The organism is Ruegeria sp. CDSB022 (genome assembly GCF_059611145.1).
In genome coordinates this window covers 18,242-35,519 of the sequence record NZ_JBXWOZ010000013.1, presented here as the reverse complement: position 1 = coordinate 35,519, position 17,278 = coordinate 18,242, and the positions used below count along the sequence as shown (strand labels likewise).

At 57.1% G+C, this 17,278-nt stretch carries 16 protein-coding genes, 1 tRNA gene and 1 riboswitch; all 17 genes read left to right on the top strand.

Annotation, left to right across the window (positions count from 1 at the left end; genetic code table 11):
• The first annotated feature begins 208 nt into the window (after positions 1-208).
• The 17 genes from AC2FIZ_RS16285 (at position 209) to AC2FIZ_RS16205 (ending at position 17,082) form a co-directional block, all read left to right on the top strand.
• Positions 209-919, top strand: coding sequence for an outer membrane protein (locus AC2FIZ_RS16285; RefSeq protein ID WP_496791339.1), 711 nt, complete (start codon positions 209-211; stop codon positions 917-919).
• 142 nt (positions 920-1,061) lie between these two features.
• Positions 1,062-2,084, top strand: coding sequence for a PhoH family protein (locus AC2FIZ_RS16280; protein WP_142639428.1), 1,023 nt, complete (start codon positions 1,062-1,064; stop codon positions 2,082-2,084).
• 39 nt (positions 2,085-2,123) lie between these two features.
• Entirely contained in the window at positions 2,124-2,618 is a 495-nt protein-coding gene (ybeY, locus tag AC2FIZ_RS16275; RefSeq protein ID WP_496791337.1) for an rRNA maturation RNase YbeY, read from the top strand.
• A 35-nt stretch (positions 2,619-2,653) separates the two neighbouring features.
• Positions 2,654-3,541: a hemolysin family protein gene (locus tag AC2FIZ_RS16270; RefSeq protein ID WP_142639432.1), complete on the top strand. Its 888-nt coding sequence runs from the start codon at positions 2,654-2,656 to the stop codon at positions 3,539-3,541.
• On the top strand, positions 3,538-5,034 hold the full coding sequence (lnt, locus tag AC2FIZ_RS16265) for an apolipoprotein N-acyltransferase (RefSeq protein ID WP_281973464.1): 1,497 nt from the start codon (positions 3,538-3,540) through the stop codon (positions 5,032-5,034). Before AC2FIZ_RS16270 ends, lnt begins: the two co-directional genes overlap by 4 nt.
• A 42-nt stretch (positions 5,035-5,076) precedes the next feature.
• Positions 5,077-5,125: riboswitch (SAM-SAH riboswitch) on the top strand.
• A gap of 5 nt (positions 5,126-5,130) precedes the next feature.
• Positions 5,131-6,312 (top strand): methionine adenosyltransferase, encoded by a 1,182-nt coding sequence (gene metK, locus AC2FIZ_RS16260; protein ID WP_271951582.1) that lies wholly within the window; start codon positions 5,131-5,133, stop codon positions 6,310-6,312.
• Between the two features lie 129 nt (positions 6,313-6,441).
• Positions 6,442-7,152 carry a tRNA (guanine(46)-N(7))-methyltransferase TrmB gene (gene trmB / locus AC2FIZ_RS16255; RefSeq protein ID WP_185956732.1) on the top strand — a complete coding sequence of 237 codons (711 nt, stop codon included), beginning with the start codon at positions 6,442-6,444 and terminating at the stop codon, positions 7,150-7,152.
• A gap of 69 nt (positions 7,153-7,221) precedes the next feature.
• Entirely contained in the window at positions 7,222-8,574 is a 1,353-nt protein-coding gene (gene aroA, locus AC2FIZ_RS16250) for a 3-phosphoshikimate 1-carboxyvinyltransferase (RefSeq protein ID WP_142639441.1), read from the top strand.
• Positions 8,575-8,579: 5 nt separating this feature from the next.
• Entirely contained in the window at positions 8,580-9,197 is a 618-nt protein-coding gene (locus tag AC2FIZ_RS16245; protein WP_142639443.1) for a (d)CMP kinase, read from the top strand.
• A 101-nt stretch (positions 9,198-9,298) separates the two neighbouring features.
• A complete protein-coding gene (locus tag AC2FIZ_RS16240) occupies positions 9,299-9,814 on the top strand; it encodes a hypothetical protein (protein ID WP_271951586.1) in 516 nt (171 codons plus the stop codon).
• Between the two features lie 254 nt (positions 9,815-10,068).
• Positions 10,069-11,754: a tryptophan halogenase family protein gene (locus AC2FIZ_RS16235; protein ID WP_142639447.1), complete on the top strand. Its 1,686-nt coding sequence runs from the start codon at positions 10,069-10,071 to the stop codon at positions 11,752-11,754.
• Between the two features lie 299 nt (positions 11,755-12,053).
• Positions 12,054-13,730 (top strand): 30S ribosomal protein S1, encoded by a 1,677-nt coding sequence (gene rpsA / locus AC2FIZ_RS16230; RefSeq protein ID WP_142639449.1) that lies wholly within the window; start codon positions 12,054-12,056, stop codon positions 13,728-13,730.
• A gap of 270 nt (positions 13,731-14,000) precedes the next feature.
• A complete protein-coding gene (gene ihfB / locus AC2FIZ_RS16225) occupies positions 14,001-14,285 on the top strand; it encodes an integration host factor subunit beta (protein WP_271951590.1) in 285 nt (94 codons plus the stop codon).
• A 6-nt stretch (positions 14,286-14,291) separates the two neighbouring features.
• Positions 14,292-14,642 carry a lipopolysaccharide assembly protein LapA domain-containing protein gene (locus tag AC2FIZ_RS16220; RefSeq protein WP_271951622.1) on the top strand — a complete coding sequence of 117 codons (351 nt, stop codon included), beginning with the start codon at positions 14,292-14,294 and terminating at the stop codon, positions 14,640-14,642.
• An 8-nt stretch (positions 14,643-14,650) separates the two neighbouring features.
• Entirely contained in the window at positions 14,651-15,301 is a 651-nt protein-coding gene (locus AC2FIZ_RS16215; protein ID WP_281973468.1) for a phosphoribosylanthranilate isomerase, read from the top strand.
• Between the two features lie 92 nt (positions 15,302-15,393).
• On the top strand, positions 15,394-16,641 hold the full coding sequence (gene trpB / locus AC2FIZ_RS16210; protein WP_496791336.1) for a tryptophan synthase subunit beta: 1,248 nt from the start codon (positions 15,394-15,396) through the stop codon (positions 16,639-16,641).
• A gap of 366 nt (positions 16,642-17,007) precedes the next feature.
• Positions 17,008-17,082: transfer RNA gene (locus tag AC2FIZ_RS16205), tRNA-Asn, on the top strand.
• Positions 17,083-17,278 lie beyond the last annotated feature (196 nt).

Below are 17,278 nucleotides of genomic sequence, written 5' to 3'. Positions count from 1 at the left end.
ATCGCTGGTATTTGTTTCCAAGATTTACCCTTGATTTATCACTTGGAATTATGTTCCGAGAAAAGTCAGGTTTTTTCGGGGCCTAGGCTAACGCCTCCTGAAACGGCATATCAGTGCTGATCCTGGTGTCGGATCGGGATGACGGAGGGTGCGAGTGAAAAATTTGAGATTTAGTGCAGGGTCTAATATCAGGGTTGCCCTTCCCGCAATGGCCGCGTTGTTTCTGGTACTCAATTCCGCTGCCGCAGGGAATCTGGATCCGGATTTATCTGAACCGCCGGTAATATCGTCAGCACGTTATGGCAGCGATGTTAGCGCCTTCTATCTGGGCTTGACAGCCGGCTATTCGACCAGCGGCTCGGACCGCTTTGGCCTGACGACGACTACAGATACGTTTGCTGTCGGCGAATTGGACCTCACCGGCAGTTACGGTGGTATTCGGGGCGGTTGGCGCGGTCTTCTGCCCGCAAAAGGCGGGCGTGACTACGTCTATGGGGTCGAGTTGGGCTATGATTTCGGATCTCTGGACGATGAAGTGTCGACGCAGATCGGAACCTCAGTCGTCAATGGCGGTTCAGAGATTTCGGATGTCATCTCAATTCGCTTCCGGAACGGTCTGACAAACCCAAGTGGCAGAGTGTTATACTTTATTTCCGTTGGTTACGTGCATGGCGATATAACCACGACCAGTTCGATTACATCCGGGGCAACAACCCAGTCCTTTCAGGATAAAGACAGTCGAAAAGGGTTCTCGGCCAGCATTGGCGCCGAGCACAAATTGAATGAGAACTGGTCGATCACTGGGGAATATGAATACGTCCGGTTCGATTCTGAAACCGTCGAATTTGACAACGGGTTTACGACCAAATCGACGCCCCGTTACCGTGGTTTGCGGTTTGGCCTGAACTATCAGTTCTAGGTTTGCCTGTATGGAACGTTCGCGGTGCCTCCAACTTGATCGGCGGTTTTACCATTCTGTACGGAAAATTTGAATCTCTGGCTTGCGCCCACCAAGAAATGTTGTCTACGCTTGGGGTGAAACGCCCAGACAGGAGAGCGGATTGGCCATTGGTGCCCTGAACCCACCGCAAAATGAAACGCCCCAGCGGGAAGCGTTTGTTGAATTTCCAGACAATCGGTTATTGATAGATCTTTGCGGCGAATATGACCGCAACCTGACCGAAATCGAACAGAAGCTGACCGTGCAGATCGTGCGCCGTGGCAACCAACTGGTTGTCATGGGTGACGACGAATCCCAAAAACAGGCGATCGAAGTTCTGCAAGCGCTGTATACCCGCCTGGAAGGTGGTCGTGACGTAGAAGCAGCGGATGTAGACCGCGAACTTCGCATGGGCGGGTCGGAGACAGGAACCGGCAGCCGAGATGGCGATCAGCTTGAGATGTTCAAGGGTGGTTCGGTTGAGATCAAAACTCGCAAAAAGCTGGTCGAGCCGCGTACTGACGCCCAGAAGGTCTATGTTCAGTCCTTGTTCAACAATGAGCTGGCCTTTGGCATAGGTCCGGCGGGCACAGGTAAGACCTATCTGGCCGTGGCCGTTGGCGTATCGATGTTTATCGGCGGGCATGTCGACCGCATCATCCTCAGTCGTCCCGCCGTCGAAGCGGGCGAAAAGCTAGGATATCTACCTGGCGACATGAAGGACAAGGTCGATCCCTATATGCAGCCGCTCTATGATGCGCTGAATGATTTTTTGCCCGGGAAACAACTGGCCAAGCTGATCGAGGAAAAGCGCATCGAGATTGCACCTCTGGCGTTCATGCGTGGCCGTACGCTCGCGAACGCCTTCGTTGTGCTGGATGAGGCGCAGAACGCCACGACCATGCAGATGAAAATGTTCCTGACCCGTTTGGGCGAAGGCAGCCGCATGGTCATAACAGGCGACCGGTCACAGGTTGACCTGCCGCGCGGGGTTCAGTCGGGATTGGCGGATGCAGAACGGCTGTTGAGCACGATACCAAATATCAGCTTCAACTATTTCACCTCCAAGGATGTTGTCCGGCACCCACTTGTCGCCGCGATCATCGAGGCGTATGAGGCCGATACGGGCCGTGAAACGGGTTGATCTTCTGGGTCCCGGTATCGGGATTTTGGACATGGTGGCATGAACCTGGAACTATCGGTTGAAGACCCGCGCTGGGACGGGCTCGAATTTTTGGCAGAGCGCGCCGCAAGGGCGGTTTTGGATCATTGCGATCTTGATGCGGACCTGTGTGAGGTTAGCCTGCTGGGATGCGACGATGCACGGATCGCCCAGTTGAACACGGAATTCCGCGAAAAGGCGTCACCGACCAATGTGCTTAGCTGGCCAGCCGAAGATTTGGCTGCGGACTCCGCCGGGCAGACTCCGATACTCCCTGAACCCGATTTCTCAGGGGAAATTGCTCTGGGCGATATCGCGATTTCTTATGATACTTGTGCTCGCGAGGCGGCGGAGGCAGGGAAAAACATGGATGATCATGTCACACATCTGATCGTTCACGGCCTGTTGCATTTGCTGGGTTATGATCACATTCGTGATCTCGACGCCACGCTGATGGAGGGTGTTGAGGTGGAGATACTTGGCAAACTGGGTATTGATGACCCATATAATGCTTAAAGCGGGCCTTTCGGCTTATCATTTGGAATGGGAAAATGGGCGAAACAGACGGCAGTTCTATGGCGGCGCAGGGCGCGCAACCGAAGGACGGCAACGAAAATGTCACTGAGAGACCAGGACTTTTCTCTCGAATAGTGGATGCGTTCTCAACGCAGAGTGAAGACTCGGCTTCTGAGGTCAATGGGCAAGAGGTCGATCCGGCTCAACCTCGCGGCATGATTAACCTGCGCCGGATGCGGGTCGAGGATGTGGCGATTCCCACGGTCGAGATCGTGTCAGTACCGTCGACGATATCTAAAGATGAGCTGGCCCAGGTTTTCCGGGAAAGCGGTCTGTCCAGGATACCTGTATATGAAGGAACGCTGGATACGCCTTTGGGCTTTATCCACCTGAAAGATTTCGCTTTGACGCACGGGTTCAACGGCGGCTCGACTGAGTTTGATCTGGTGTCGATGTTGCGGACATTGCTGTTCGTGCCGCCATCGATGCCGATCGGTGTGCTGATGACCAAAATGCAAACCGAGCGCCGCCACATGGCATTGGTGATCGACGAATATGGTGGTGTCGACGGGTTGCTGACGATCGAAGACCTGATCGAACAGGTTGTTGGTGAGATCGCGGACGAACATGACGCGGATGAAAGCCAACTTTGGGTTCAGGAAAAACCTGGATGTTATGTGGTACAGGCGCGGATACCCCTTGAAGATTTCGAAGCCGAGATCGGGCGATCCCTAACCAGCCACGAGGATGTCGATGAGGAAGAGATCGACACGCTTGGCGGGTTGGTCTTCATGTTGTCCGGACGGGTTCCAGCACGAGGAGAGGTTGTTCTGCATCCGGAAGGGCCTGAATTTGAGGTGATTGATGCGGATCCGCGGCGCATCAAACGGCTGCGTGTCATGCTGCCGGATATCGTTGCATGAACCTGATACGGGCTTGGCCCATTTGGCTTAGATTTGTCCTTTCTGGTTTGTTGGGAGGGCTGGCTGCATTTGGTCTGGCTCCCTTTGGGTATTGGGTGGCTTCTGTATTGGCGTTGGTGTTGGTCGCACCGATATTTCAGAGCACCGAGACACGTGCGCGTGCGGCGTGGATCGGTTGGGCGTTTGGGACCGGGTATTTCGCCCATGCACTCAGCTGGATTGTCGAGCCGTTTCTGGTGGACGCCGATCGTCACGCTTGGATGGCTCCGTTTGCTTTGGTCTTCATGGCTGGTGGTTTGGCGCTGTTCTGGGGGCTGGCATTCTGGGTTGCTCGCAGGCCCGGCACGCGCGGGGTTTCACAGGCGTTGTTTCTCGCCTTGGCAATCTCCTTGGCGGAATGTGCCCGCGGTTATGTTCTGACCGGGTTCCCCTGGGCCGGGCTGGCGCAGGTCTGGGTCGAGACCCCTGTTGCGCAGCTACTGTCACTTTTTGGGCCTTACGGGCTTGGGGCGCTGACCTTGGTGTCGACGCTGCCACTAGGGGCGGCTTTGGCGCTGCGTTCCGGAGTATTCGTGCCCTTGGGCATCAGCGTGGCATCGGTCGCATTGGCTTTGGGCTATGCGGGGACGCGGCCCGCTGTGGTCGAAACGGGACATATCGTTCGCTTGGTTCAGCCCAATGCGTTGCAACATCAGAAATGGGATCCAGAGTTTGCACCTCTGTTCTTCGCACGTCAGATCGAGTTTACTGCCGCCGAACCACAGCCTGACCTGATCGTTTGGCCTGAAACCTCGGTTCCCGCCTGGCTGGGCAGCGCGCAGCCGTATCTGGATGCCATCGCCGAGGCGGCGCGAGGCACGCCGGTTGTTCTGGGAATTCAACGAGGCGACGGGCCGCGTATCTACAACTCGATGATCTACCTTGATGTGGATGGGGCTCAGCAGGGGCTGTACGACAAACATCATCTGGCGCCTTTTGGCGAATATGTTCCGTTTGGCGACGTGATGGCGTGGTTCGGGATCTATGGCATGGCTGCAACCACCGGACATGGGTTCAGCGCCGGGTCGGGGGCGGCGCTGCTGGATGCAGGCCCATTGGGTAAAGCGCTGCCGTTGATCTGCTACGAAGCTGTGTTCACCCAGGATGTCCTATCCGCGCCGGGGCGCGCTGATTTCCTTCTGCAAATCACCAATGATGCGTGGTTCGGAACGCGCTCGGGACCGTATCAGCACCTGGCTCAGGCACAGATGCGCGCCATCGAGCAGGGGCTGCCCATGATGCGTTCGGCCAATACCGGCGTCTCCGCCATGATTGACCCGCTGGGCCGGATCACCGAGGCCCTGCCGCTTGGGCAGGCGGGCTATATTGATGCCGGACTTCCGGCGCCTCAGTCGGCGACAGCATATTCCCGAATGGGGGATAATCCTGTCTTTGCCGTGTTATTGGTGCTGTTTAGCCTGTTATGGTACGGGCTGCGGCGGCGAAACCTATGATTTCGCATTGACCCTCGGTTTCGGGGGGCTTATCCCCTCTTGTGCCCATCACAACGGCTTCCTGGCGTGACGGGGTAATCTTAATGGAGCACTTGTATGTCCCGACAGAACTATACCTTTACTTCGGAATCCGTTTCCGAAGGGCATCCGGATAAGGTTTGTGACCGTATTTCCGACGCCGTACTAGACGCATTTCTGAACGAAGAACCCGAGGCACGCGTTGCGTGCGAGACCTTTGCGACAACGGATCGCGTGGTGATCGGCGGCGAAGTGGGGCTGTCTGATCAGGACAAGCTGCATGACTATATGGGCCGCATCGACGAGATCGCCCGCGCCTGTATCAAGGATATCGGCTATGAGCAGGATAAGTTCCACCACGAGACGGTAGAAGTTACGAACCTGCTGCATGAGCAATCTGCACATATTGCGCAGGGCGTAGATGCGTCGGGTGACAAGGACGAAGGTGCTGGTGATCAGGGCATCATGTTCGGCTATGCTACCACCGAGACACCCGCGCTTATGCCTGCGCCGATCCAGTATTCCCACGCAATCCTGCGCCGTCTGGCCGAGGTGCGCAAGAACGGGACCGAGCCTGCGCTGGGCCCGGATGCGAAATCGCAGCTGTCAGTGATCTACCAGGATGGCAAGCCGGTTGGCGTCAGCTCGATCGTTCTGTCGACCCAGCATCTGGATGAGACGCTGAGCTCGGCCGATATTCGCTCCATTGTTGAGCCGTATATCACCGAAACTCTGCCCGAGGGTTGGCTGACCGATCAGACCGATTGGCACGTCAACCCAACCGGCAAGTTCGTCATTGGCGGTCCGGACGGAGATGCGGGTCTGACCGGTCGTAAGATCATCGTGGACACTTATGGTGGTGCAGCGCCACATGGTGGCGGAGCGTTTTCGGGTAAAGACCCGACCAAGGTGGACCGTTCGGCGGCTTATGCCGCGCGCTATCTGGCCAAGAATGTCGTAGCCGCGGGAATGGCCGAGCGTTGCACGATCCAGCTGAGCTATGCCATTGGCGTTTCCCGGCCTCTGTCGATCTATGCGGATACGCATGGCACGGGGCAGATCGCGGATGATCGGATTGAAAAAGCCGTCGGCCAGGTGATGGACCTGACCCCACGCGGCATCCGTCAGCATCTGGAGCTGAACAAGCCGATCTATCAGCGCACAGCAGCCTATGGCCATTTTGGCCGCCAGCCGGAAGCGGATGGAGGTTTCAGCTGGGAGCGCACAGATCTAGCAGACGCGTTGAAAGCGGCGGTTTGATCTGACTGTTATCAATTGGTGCGCCCTTGCGGGCGCGCCTATTTCTTGGGAAATGGATGAGAGGCGGCGGCTATTCTGCTCTGCCGCCGCCCCTTGCCTCTGAGCCGTCCCCGCAGTATGGGCACCGCCATGAGCACCCAGACCCCCCAACGCCCCCGCAGAAACTTTTATGGCCGCTTCAAAGGCAAGACCCTGAAGCAAAGCCAAAAGACGTATCTAAGCGAAGACCTCGATGCGCTGTCTCCGGGTGCTGTGGACTGGGAAAGCAATCCTGAACGCAGTCCGCTGGATCTGAAGGCCCTGTTCGGTGGCAAGGATGTCTGGCTTGAGATCGGCTTTGGCGGCGGCGAGCATCTGGTGCATCAGGCGGCCAGCAATCCCGATATCGGTATCATTGGGGCAGAACCCTATATCAACGGTGTCGCCATGCTGTTGGGTAAGATTCGCAAGGCTGGGGTCGAGAATCTGGCGGTGCATCCCGGCGATGCGCGCGATCTTTTTGATGTCTTGCCCGAAGCCAGCATATCACGCGCCTTTCTTCTGTACCCCGATCCCTGGCCCAAAACCCGGCATCACCGCCGTCGGTTCGTGACCCCAGAGCATCTGGAGCCGTTGGCGCGGTCGTTGAAACCGGGCGCGATCTTTCGTGTTGCCACAGATATTCCCGACTATGTCCGCCAAACGTTGGAAGAGGTGCCGGGCGCTGGTTTCGAATGGTTGGCGGAGCGCCCCACCGATTGGCGTGAGCCCTGGGAAGACTGGATTTCCACGCGCTATGAGCAGAAGGCCCTGCGCGAAGGGCGGACACCGCATTACCTGACCTTCCGCCGCAACGACTGATTGCGGCTGGACCAAGCGGCCCCAATTCGCTAATCGGCTTGGGAACTGATAGCGAAAACAGGAGCCCCCATGTCCGGACACGGCACGCCCATCCCGATGACCTCGCACCCTTGCGGTCCGCTGACCGGAACGGCCGAGGTGCCTGGTGACAAGTCGATCTCGCACCGATCGCTGATCCTGGGCGCGATGGCCGTGGGTGAAACCCGGATCACCGGTCTGTTGGAGGGTGAGGACGTTCTGGACACCGCAAAGGCGATGCGTGCCTTTGGGGCTGAGGTGACAGATCACGGGGGTGGCGAATGGTCAGTCCATGGTGTGGGCGTCGGTGGCTTTGCCGAACCCGATCAGGTTATTGACTGCGGCAACTCGGGCACCGGCGTTCGGTTGATCATGGGTGCGATGGCGACCTCTGCGATTTCCGCGACATTCACGGGGGATGCCAGCCTCAACAAACGCCCTATGGCGCGGGTAACCGATCCTCTGGCGTTGTTTGGTGCGCAATCTGTGGGACGCACCGGGGGGCGCCTACCTATGACGATTGTGGGTGCAGCAGACCCTGTCCCAGTAAAGTACGAGGTTCCTGTTCCCTCCGCACAGGTGAAATCTGCCGTTTTGTTGGCAGGTCTGAACGCACCGGGCAAGACCGTGGTGATTGAGGCCGAAGCGACCCGGGACCATTCCGAGCGGATGCTGGCCGGATTCGGGGCTGAAATCACGGTCGAGGATACCGATGAGGGGCGAGTGATCACCCTGACCGGTCGCCCTGAGTTGAAACCGCAGATCATCGTTGTGCCCCGTGATCCCTCCAGCGCGGCCTTTCCGGTCTGTGCTGCGCTGATCACGCCCGGATCTGATGTTCTGGTTCCGGGCATCGGCCTGAACCCGACCCGCGCGGGTCTGTTTACCACTCTGCGTGAGATGGGTGCTGACTTGACCTATGAAAATGAGCGCGAAGAGGGTGGTGAACCGGTCGCGGATCTACGTGCCCGGTATTCCCCCGATATGAAAGGAATCTCGGTTCCTCCGGAACGAGCGGCCTCGATGATTGACGAATACCCGGTTCTATCTGTGGTCGCGGCAAATGCCACAGGCACCACAATGATGGGTGGCGTAAAAGAACTGCGCGTCAAGGAAAGCGACCGTATTGATGCGATGGCCCGCGGCCTGCGCGTTAATGGCGTCACCGTCGATGAGGGCGATGATTGGTGGTCTGTGGATGGTTTGGGAATTGGCAATGTTCCCGGCGGCGGCACCTGTGAGAGCTTTCTGGATCACCGGATCGCGATGTCCTTTATGGTTATGGGTATGGGGGCGAAAAATCCGGTCGGAGTCGACGATGGCGGCCCGATCGCAACGTCTTTCCCGATCTTCGAACCGTTGATGGCTGGCCTTGGTGCGCGGCTGCAGCGAAACAACCGGTAAATGCGATGGCAGTTGCCAGTTTCACCATAGCAATCGATGGCCCGGCAGCAGCGGGGAAGGGCACGATTTCCAATGCCGTTGCCGCCCATTTCGGGTTTGCGCATCTCGATACCGGCCTGCTTTACCGTGCGGTTGGCCGCAGAACGCTGGAAGGTGCCGACCCGGTTAGTGCCGCGCAAACGCTGACTGCCGAGGACCTGGATCAGGGTGATCTGCGCACGGCTGAAATCGCGCAAGCGGCCTCGAAAGTTGCAGTTATCCCCGAGGTGCGGGCTGCATTGGTCGATTTTCAGCGCGCCTTTGCGCGCCGCGCGGGCGGTGCAGTGTTGGACGGTCGTGACATCGGAACCGTTATTTGCCCGCGGGCCGAGGTTAAACTGTTTGTCACCGCCAGCGCCGAAGTGCGCGCTGAGAGACGGTTTCTGGAACTGGACGCCAAGGGCCATGAGGTTACACGCTCACAGGTGTTGGCCGATGTGCGTGAGCGGGACGCTCGGGATGCCGAACGCAGCACGGCACCTATGAAGCCAGCTGAGGATGCGGTCATACTGGATACCTCGGACCTGAGCATTGACGCAGCTCTCGCCCGCGCGATTGAGGTCATCGAACCAGTTCTGCCCTAGGGCCGTTTGTCAGAGCAAACACAACTTTGTTCACTAAGCTTTGTTTGGCCAGCGCCCGAGGCGTCGATTACCTTTGTATCGACATCTGCCGGAGGTAATCGATGTTCCGCCTGATTTTGATTTTTACCTTTCTCGCCAGTGCGCTTTCAGCGCAAGAGGCAGAACCGCCAATGACCTACGAGCGTTTGGGCAAGATATTGTTTGCGCTTGACCCCGAGACAGAGCCTCTTGGGCCAGGCTTTCAGCTTACCATCGCGGAGGTTCCCGTTCTGGTGATTACCGACGTCAATGCGGACCGGATGCGGGCCATGGTGTCGATCCAAAGTGTCGAAGATCTGAGTGCTCAGGACATGCAACGGATGATGCAGGCGAATTTCGACAGTACCCTGGATGCGCGATATGCGATTGCCAATGGCACCTTGTGGGCTGCGTTCATCCACCCCTTGTCGCGGCTAGAAAGGGATCAGTTGATCTCGGGGCTGGCCCAGACGGTGAACATCGCCAACACCTACGGCACCTTGTATTCCAGCGGAGTTGCGGAATTTGGCGGCGGCGATAGCAATGATCTTCAGCGCGCTCTGATCGAAGAGCTTCTGAAAAAAGGCGAGGATATCTGACGCAGGGCCGGTACTTGCGCATTTCCTTTCTCGCAGCATCCACCATCCTAAAGAAAGTCGCGCAGTGGCGAGCGGCCTGTGTTGCCGGGTCTGATGACCCGGCATGTATGCAGGTTCGGCCGTCATAGTGCCTAGCTGGATGCAGGAAAGCTGTTATAGTTTCTCTCAGGCAAAAAGGGAAAGCTGCTTTACAAGCCCCAAAATCAAAAAGGGCAGGCGGCTAAAAAACCCCAAAACCAACAGGGACAGAAAATATGAATAATCGTTTGCGCAAGATCACCATTGTGGGTGGCGGCACGGCAGGTTGGATGACCGCGCTGATCCTGGAAATGGTGTTTTCACGCACGTCAGCACCCAAGGATCGCCCGCGTATCTGCCTGATCGAAAGCCCCAATATCTCGACTGTGGGCGTCGGCGAGGCCACGGTTCCACGGATGCCGGTCACGCTGCGCCAGGCCGGCATTTCAGAGCGGGATTTCTTCCGTGAGACCAACGCCTCGTTCAAGCTGGGCGTGAAGTTTTGTAATTGGAACAAGGACGCCAAGGGCAATCGCATTGATTACGTGAACCCTTTTGCGCATGGCCAGTTGTTAGAGGGGTTAGAGCCCGCAGAATACTTCCTGCGCTTTGGCAATGGCGATAGGGATTTCACGCAGTCCATCTCGCCCCATGATGATCTGGCGCGCCTGTGCAAAGGTGGGCGGCCACTGGGTCAGCCAGAGTTTGAGCAGCGGTTCGGCTATGCCTATCATCTGGATGCTGTGAAGTTTGCAGGCATGTTGACCAGGGTTTGCACCAAGCGCGGCGTTGAGCACATCCAGGACGAGGTGAAATCGGTCGAGCTGGATGAGCAGGGCAATGTCAGTCATCTGATGCTGGAAAAGAAAGGCCGCCATGACATTGAGATGGTCGTGGATTGCACCGGGTTTCGCGGCTTGATTATCAACAAGGCGCTGGGCGAGCCATTCATGGATTATTCTGACTATCTGCCCAACGACCGCGCCATGGCGTTGCAGATCGAGCACCCGGATCCAGAAAAAATTGAAAGCGTCACACGGTCCACCGCACTTGGTGCGGGGTGGACCTGGCGGGTGCCGCTCTTTAACCGTGTGGGCACGGGCTATGTCTACTCATCCGCGCATCGCACGGATGAACAGGCGGCGGATGAATACCTCGAATGGCTGGGCGATAGCGGCAAAGGTGCGACGCCGCGTGTGATCCCGATGCGTATCGGACGAGTGCGCAATGCCTGGGTCAAGAATTGTGTGGCGATCGGACTGGCCGGAGGGTTCATCGAACCGCTGGAAAGTACAGCGATCCACATGATTGATCATGCGGTGCGCTGGTTCGCCGAGCATCTGCCCACGCGGGACATCGAACCGTCGCTGCGGGCGAGATATAACAAGCAAATGGACAAGCTCTATGACGAGGTTCTGGATTTCATTTGTCTGCACTACCGCTTGGGCAACCGCACGGATGATCAATATTGGATCGACGCGCGGACCGAAATGAAGATACCGGATCGGCTGGCCGAGAACCTTGAGCTGTGGCAGCACCGCCTGCCTTTGGAACGAGATATCGAGTTTGCAACGCTTTTCGATTTCCGCGTCTATCAAACGGTTCTTTTGGGTAAGCAGGTCTATGATACGGGCTATGGTGCCGGCATCCGCGATCGCTTGCGGCCGTTGAAGAAACCGATCTGGTTCCAGTGGTGGAAAGGCGCGAAAGTGGATCTTGCGCAGATACTCAGATCAATGCCTGATCACAAAACCCTGCTGCGCGATATCCGGGGCGAGCTAGAGCGCCCAGCCTTTGGAAAGGCCGCAGCAGCGAAGCCAACAGTCGCGATGCCGGGCGCGGCCCCGGTACCTTTGGCGGTCCAGAACATGCCGAATTTTGCCGAAATCCAAAGCGGCTCAAAAGATCTGCAACTGTTTTAGGCGCTCTGTCCTTTCGGAGCTGAAGAAGAATACAAATCGACCCGACCTCAGCCATGCAAGGCTGGGGTTTGCGTGTTATTTTGTGATACGCACGGTAAAACTTGCAGCGCCTGTGCGAACCCGTTATAGAGCGCGCGTCGACAAGGCGATTTGAGCCATAAAACAATGAGACGAGCAGGGTCGGACCAACCGGCCCTCTTTGTTTTGCGGTATATGTCAGGTCGTCTGACCAATCCACGAAGACCGGCGGAGACAACCGCTCGGCCAGCAAAAACGTATGTAAAGGAAAACACTGCCAGATGGCTGATACAACCATGGAGGAATTCGAAGCCCTCCTGAATGAAAGCTTCGAAATGGACACGCCCGAAGAGGGTTCTGTTGTCAAAGGTAAGGTTCTGGCGATCGAAGCCGGCCAAGCCATCATCGACGTCGGCTACAAAATGGAAGGCCGCGTTGATCTGAAAGAATTCGCAAATCCTGGCGAAGCCCCTGAAATCACTGTTGGTGACGAGGTTGAAGTTTACCTGCGCGCCGCAGAAAACGCCCGTGGCGAAGCTGTCATCTCACGTGAGATGGCCCGCCGTGAAGAGGCATGGGACCGTCTGGAAAAAGCATATGCCGACGACCAGCGCGTCGAAGGTGCAATCTTTGGTCGCGTCAAAGGTGGCTTCACCGTCGATCTGGGTGGTGCAGTTGCGTTCCTGCCCGGCTCGCAGGTTGACGTGCGCCCCGTACGCGACGCTGGCCCTCTGATGGGTCTGAAGCAGCCGTTCCAGATTCTGAAAATGGACCGTCGCCGTGGCAACATCGTTGTTTCGCGCCGCGCAATCCTGGAAGAATCGCGTGCCGAACAGCGCGCCGAGGTTATCGGCAACCTGACCGAAGGTCAGACCGTCGAAGGCGTCGTCAAGAACATCACCGAATACGGTGCGTTTGTTGACCTGGGCGGCGTTGACGGCCTGCTGCACGTCACCGACATGGCATGGCGCCGTGTGAACCACCCGTCCGAGATCCTGACGATCGGCGAGACCATCAACGTTCAGGTCATCAAGATCAACAAAGAGACCCACCGCATCAGCCTGGGCATGAAGCAGCTGCAGGAAGATCCGTGGGATCTGGTTGCAGCCAAGTATCCGCTGAGCTCGGTTCATCAGGGTCGCGTCACCAACATCACCGACTACGGCGCGTTCGTCGAGCTGGAAGCCGGTGTCGAAGGTCTGGTGCACGTGTCCGAGATGTCCTGGACCAAGAAAAACGTCCACCCCGGCAAGATCGTTTCGACCAGCCAGGAAGTCGACGTCATGGTTCTGGAAATCGATGGCGCCAAGCGTCGCGTGTCTCTGGGCCTGAAGCAGACTCAGCGCAACCCGTGGGAAGTGTTTGCAGAAACACACCCCGAGGGCACCGAAGTCGAAGGCGAAGTCAAGAACATCACCGAATTCGGTCTGTTCATTGGCCTCGAAGGCGACATCGACGGCATGGTTCACCTCAGCGATCTGTCCTGGGACGAGCGTGGCGAGGATGCCATCCAGAACTACCACAAGAACGACGTGGTACAGGCCGTTGTGTCTGAAGTGGATGTCGAGAAAGAGCGTATCTCGCTGTCGATCAAAGCCCTAGGCGGTGACAAGTTCGCCGAAGCCGTGGGCGGCGTGAAGCGTGGCTCGATCATCACCGTTGAGGTCACCGCGATCGAAGATGGCGGCATCGAGGTCGAGTACGAAGGTATGAAGTCGTTCATCCGTCGTTCCGACCTGAGCCGTGACCGTGCCGAACAGCGCCCAGAGCGTTTCTCGGTCGGTAACAAGGTCGACGTCCGCGTCACCAATGTCGACAGCAAGACCCGTCGTCTGGGTCTGTCGATCAAGGCACGTGAGATCGCCGAAGAGAAAGAGGCCGTGGAACAGTACGGTTCTTCCGACTCGGGCGCATCGCTGGGCGATATCCTGGGTGCAGCGCTGAAGTCGGGCGACTAAGTCCGAGCCTCAGTCAAGCCGAATTTACGGCCCCGTGTGAAAGCGCGGGGCCGTTTTTGTTGCGAATCAACATGTTCGCATTTTCAGGCTAATTGGGTCTTAGGTTCATACATTTGTCAGGCAAATTACATGAACTGGCAAAAAATCGCGTTACTTAACTGTAATTTTCAACCTTTGCCCGCAGAGTTTACGTTCCCCCGAACCCAGTTTTTTCCTATACTGTTCAGAATAATAGGCATGGTTAACCGGTCGCCTGGGAGGGTAACGCACATGATCCGTTCAGAACTGATTCAGAAAATCGCCGACGAGAACCCGCATCTTTATCAGCGTGACGTCGAGCGAATCGTGAATACCGTGTTCGAAGAAGTAACGAATGCGATGGCGCGAGGGGATCGGGTTGAACTGAGAGGCTTCGGGGCGTTTTCAGTGAAACAGCGCGATGCCCGTGTGGGTCGTAACCCGCGCACCGGCGAAACTGTGCAGGTCGAAGAAAAATGTGTTCCGTTTTTCAAAACTGGCAAGTTGCTAAGGGACCGGTTGAACGGTAAAGCCTAGGCCATGATGCGCTACCTTCGATATGCTTTTCTCGCGGTCCTCGGGATCGTCTTGATTTCAGTCTCTCTGGCCAACCGCGAAGCGGTTGAGCTGACGCTTATTCCCTCGGCTATAGCCGATTTGCTTGGCTTCAATTTCAGCGCCTCGTTGCCGCTGTTCGTGGTGGTTCTGGGTGGCATCGTCGCTGGCCTGGTCATTGGCTTTCTTTGGGAATGGCTGCGCGAGCACAAGCACCGCCGCGATGCTACCGCCAGCAAAGGTGAAGTGCGCAAGCTTGAGCGTGAGGTCAAGAAGCTCAAGAAAGCGCAGAACGAAGGACAGGACGAAGTTCTCGCCCTGTTGGATGAGGCCAGCTGAGGCCCGGAATGTCGGATGTATCGGTTAAAATCTGCGGCCTGACTGCACCAGATCACGTGCGCGCAGCAGCTGATGCGGGTGCACGGTATCTTGGTTTCAACTTCTTTCCGAAATCGCCTCGATATGTTTCGCCTCAACAGGCAGCAGCTTTGTTCGAGCATGTCCCCGTTGGGGTTGCAAAGGTCGCCTTGGTTGTGAACGCCACGGATGAGTTGTTGGACAGTATCACCGCAGTCGCCCCTTTTGACATGTTGCAGCTGCATGGCTCAGAATCTGTCGAGCGGGTGCAGGAAATCAAGGCGCGCTATGGGTTGCCTGTTATCAAGGTGGTTGGTGTTGCAGATGCCGAAGACCTGGCCGCCATTGATACTTATTGCGATGTTGCCGATCAGTTGCTGATAGATGCCAAGGCGCCAAGGAGCTCGGTTCTGCCGGGTGGAAACGGGCTGGCGTTTGACTGGCGTTTACTGGCTGGGCGCAAATACTGGCGCAAGCCCTGGATGCTGGCCGGTGGGTTGAACCCCGGAAATGTGGCCGAGGCCATCCGTATGACGGGCGCGCGTCAGGTCGATGTCGCCTCGGGCGTGGAAAGTGCACCGGGCATCAAGGATGCCGCGATGGTTCGTGCGTTTGTAGACGCTGCAATTCGGGCCGGCTGAGGTATCACATCTAAGGATTCCCATGTGCGTTTTGCCATGGCAAATCCCGCCGCTACCTCCTATGAACAACGGGTACGACGATGGAGACACCCATGGCCAACGATCTTTTCAATTCCTTCATGTCCGGCCCAGACGAGCAGGGCCGTTTCGGCATTTTCGGCGGGCGTTTTGTCAGCGAAACGCTGATGCCGCTGATCCTGGCGCTGGAAGAGGAATATGAAAAGGCCAAGGACGATGCCACATTTTGGGCCGAGATGGACGATCTGTGGACCAACTATGTGGGACGCCCCTCGCCATTATATTATGCAGAGCGCCTGACCGAGCATCTGGGTGGCGCCAAAATCTATCTGAAGCGCGATGAGCTGAACCACACCGGCGCGCACAAGATCAATAACGTATTGGGTCAGATCATTCTGGCGCGGCGCATGGGCAAGACCCGGATCATTGCCGAGACCGGCGCCGGACAGCATGGCGTGGCCACAGCCACCGTTTGCGCCAAGTTCGGTTTGAAATGCGTGGTCTATATGGGCGCGCATGATGTGCAGCGACAGGCCCCGAACGTGTTCCGCATGCGCCTGCTGGGGGCCGAAGTGATCCCTGTGACGTCAGGTCGTGGCACATTGAAAGACGCGATGAACGATGCGTTACGTGACTGGGTGACCAACGTGCGCGATACGTTCTATTGCATCGGTACTGTTGCTGGCCCGCACCCGTATCCGGCGATGGTGCGCGACTTTCAGTCGATCATCGGCAAGGAAGCCAAGGAACAGATGCACAAGGCTGAGGGCCGTTTACCCGACACGCTCATCGCCGCCATCGGTGGTGGATCGAACGCAATGGGTCTGTTCTACCCGTTCCTGGATGATAAATCCGTCAACATCATCGGAGTCGAAGCCGGTGGTAAGGGCGTGAACGACAAGATGGAACATTGCGCTTCGCTGACCGGCGGCCGCCCCGGTGTTCTGCATGGCAACCGCACCTATCTGCTGCAGGATGATGACGGGCAAATCCTCGAAGGATACTCGATCTCGGCTGGTCTGGATTACCCGGGCATTGGCCCTGAACATTCATGGCTGAATGATATCGGCCGCGCGCAATATGTGTCGATCACCGACAAAGAGGCGCTTGAGGCGTTCCAGCTTTGCTGTGCAACCGAAGGCATCATCCCGGCGCTTGAACCTAGCCATGCGCTGGCTCATGTGATGAAGATCGCGCCGGATCTGCCCAAGGATCACCTGATCTGCATGAATATGTGTGGACGTGGTGACAAGGATGTTCAGACCGTGGCGAAATATCTGAACTTCGACATGTCGGATACCGAAGGTCGCAGCGCCGATTGACCAGGCGGTAAAATTTGAAATTTCTGACAAAAGCTGTGTGCCTTTGAACGGTGTGCAGCTTTGGTTTCCAGCCTGCGGCTTTTCGAATGTTGCGCAGCTGGGTAATTTTGTTGCGCACACGCCACAGGTGCATTTCCACCTCTCAGAATATCATTGAGCGAATCCTGCCCCTTCGCCTAAACCCGCCGTTACCGGTCAAAACGGGCCGGACCCTAGCGAGCAGAGGTGATCACTCTCTCGGTGCGGACGGCGCTGCCGAAACCGTATGCCAGGGCCGAAACCGGGGATTGGTACATGCTTTGTAGCTCAGGTGGAAGAGCGGCAGATGGCAAGTCTGTGAGCGAAGGTTCGACTCCTTCCAAAGCTCCAAATGTAGCTCATTCTGGTTAGAGCAATCGACTGTTAATCGATGTGTAGCGGGTTCGAGTCCCGCCATTTGAACAAACGCTGTTAGGTCAGCACCGGCCTTCAACGCCGGTCCGTGAAAACGGTCCAAATCATTAAGGTCCGGGTGTTCCCCAGCAGGGGTGGCACCGCGCTACGTCAGGCTTTGGCCGGGCGGGGCAGGGGTCTTCGCTGCTCTGGTCTTGGGCCGGAGGGCAGATGACGGTGTCGCCGGATTGGCGCCCCGCCTGAT

Bases quoted from the DNA above. Each gene is read 5' to 3' on its own strand.
- AC2FIZ_RS16285 (WP_496791339.1), top strand. From the start codon at position 209: ATGGCCGCGTTGTTTCTGGTACTCAATTCCGCTGCCGCAGGGAATCTG.
- ybeY (WP_496791337.1), top strand. From the start codon at position 2,124: ATGAACCTGGAACTATCGGTTGAAGACCCGCGCTGGGACGGGCTCGAA.
- AC2FIZ_RS16270 (WP_142639432.1), top strand. From the start codon at position 2,654: ATGGGCGAAACAGACGGCAGTTCTATGGCGGCGCAGGGCGCGCAACCG.
- lnt (WP_281973464.1), top strand. From the start codon at position 3,538: ATGAACCTGATACGGGCTTGGCCCATTTGGCTTAGATTTGTCCTTTCT.
- metK (WP_271951582.1), top strand. From the start codon at position 5,131: ATGTCCCGACAGAACTATACCTTTACTTCGGAATCCGTTTCCGAAGGG.
- trmB (WP_185956732.1), top strand. From the start codon at position 6,442: ATGAGCACCCAGACCCCCCAACGCCCCCGCAGAAACTTTTATGGCCGC.
- aroA (WP_142639441.1), top strand. From the start codon at position 7,222: ATGTCCGGACACGGCACGCCCATCCCGATGACCTCGCACCCTTGCGGT.
- AC2FIZ_RS16245 (WP_142639443.1), top strand. From the start codon at position 8,580: ATGGCAGTTGCCAGTTTCACCATAGCAATCGATGGCCCGGCAGCAGCG.
- AC2FIZ_RS16240 (WP_271951586.1), top strand. From the start codon at position 9,299: ATGTTCCGCCTGATTTTGATTTTTACCTTTCTCGCCAGTGCGCTTTCA.
- AC2FIZ_RS16235 (WP_142639447.1), top strand. From the start codon at position 10,069: ATGAATAATCGTTTGCGCAAGATCACCATTGTGGGTGGCGGCACGGCA.
- rpsA (WP_142639449.1), top strand. From the start codon at position 12,054: ATGGCTGATACAACCATGGAGGAATTCGAAGCCCTCCTGAATGAAAGC.
- ihfB (WP_271951590.1), top strand. From the start codon at position 14,001: ATGATCCGTTCAGAACTGATTCAGAAAATCGCCGACGAGAACCCGCAT.
- AC2FIZ_RS16220 (WP_271951622.1), top strand. From the start codon at position 14,292: ATGCGCTACCTTCGATATGCTTTTCTCGCGGTCCTCGGGATCGTCTTG.
- AC2FIZ_RS16215 (WP_281973468.1), top strand. From the start codon at position 14,651: ATGTCGGATGTATCGGTTAAAATCTGCGGCCTGACTGCACCAGATCAC.
- trpB (WP_496791336.1), top strand. From the start codon at position 15,394: ATGGCCAACGATCTTTTCAATTCCTTCATGTCCGGCCCAGACGAGCAG.